Origin of the sequence: Bacillus sp. AR8-1 (assembly GCF_008042345.1) — a bacterium.
Taxonomy (GTDB): domain Bacteria; phylum Bacillota; class Bacilli; order Bacillales; family Bacillaceae_G; genus Bacillus_A; species Bacillus_A cereus.
This window is the reverse complement of the sequence record NZ_QNUB01000072.1, coordinates 1-1341: the sequence shown is the minus strand read 5'-3', so window position 1 is coordinate 1341 and position 1341 is coordinate 1. Positions and strand designations below refer to the sequence as shown.

The window sequence follows — 1341 nt, the reverse complement described above, 5'->3', positions numbered from 1 at the left end:
TGAAGTGACCCCCGAAAGTTAGACAGGTCGTTTCATTAGGCAGCCTCTAGGGTATGAGCCCGGTATTGTACTGGGCTCATACCCTTTAATTTTGCCTTAATTCTTTTATGATTATAGTATTCTATATACTTTGCTAATTCTTGTTTGAAATGTGTTATACTTTCAAATTCTTTTCGATACAGAAATTCCGATTTCATAATACCGAAGAAATTTTCAATAACGGCATTGTCATAACAGTTTCCTTTGCGAGACATACTTTGAGTTATGCCACAATTCTTAAGAGAATGGCGGTATTGTTTCATTTGATAGTGCCAACCTTGATCAGAGTGAATGAGGAGTTTATCCGGATCGGTTACACAATAAAGAGCTTGGTCCAACATCGTTGAAACAAGGGAATAGGTCGGTCTGGAACTAATTGTATACGTGATAATTTCACCATTAAATAAATCCAACATTGGTGATAGGTATAACTTCTCCCCAAATAACTTAAACTCCGTAATATCTGTAACCCACTTTTCATTTGGTTTTTCAGCTTGGAAGTTGCGATTTAAAATATTTGGCGCAATTTTCCCAACTGTCCCTTTGTAAGAGCGATATTTTTTCATACGAACCAGACATTTTAACCCTAATTCTTTCATAAGGCGATATACTTTTTTATGATTTACTTTGTGTCCACGATTCATAAGTTCATCACGAATACGACGATAACCATAACACCCATCGTGTTCATTATAAATAGCTTGAATCAGTTCTTTTACCTCCGTATTTGGATCAGGACGATTAAAATGTTTCATCCAGTAATAGTACGTACTACGTGGAATGTTTGCGAGTTGAAGTAACTCCTTGATAGGAAATTCATGCCTTAACTCGTAGATTACTTGCGCTTTGTCTTGTTTGGTGATTTTTCTTTGTTTTGAACTAAGGCATTCAACTTTTTTAAATATGCATTTTCCATACGTAAACGCTCATTTTCCGCTTGTAAGGCTTCGATTGATCCTTCATCTACTGGTTTTATTTTTTTATCTTTCATGGTTGGACGCCCCTTTTTCTTTGATTGTAGGGCATCCAATCCTCCTGTTTCATAAGCTATTTTCCATTTCCGAAGTGTTTCATAAGACGGTATATTGAAAAGTGCCGCTGTTTCTCTGATAGATGTCCCGTGTTCATTCATATAATAAAGTACATCTAGTTTATACTGGGCTGGGTAGAATGTATAGCACTTTTCAAAGGCCTTTTCACCTGAAGACTCATATCGTCTAATCCACTCACGAAGTACGCTAGGGTTAACTCCTATAGATTTAGCAATTATTTTTCCACTTTCTGTACCATCTAAATATCGTT

1 protein-coding gene is annotated in these 1341 nt (G+C 36.2%); it reads right to left on the bottom strand.

Features of this window, described 5'->3' with window-relative positions:
* Positions 1-35: 35 nt before the first annotated feature.
* Positions 36-1341 (bottom strand): IS3-like element ISBth10 family transposase gene (locus tag DN400_RS28930; RefSeq protein WP_147802097.1). Its coding sequence is split into 2 segments (ribosomal slippage), with 1307 coding nucleotides annotated over them: positions 36-940 and positions 940-1341; the frame shifts between segments, so codons are not numbered across the junction. This gene is flagged as partial in the annotation.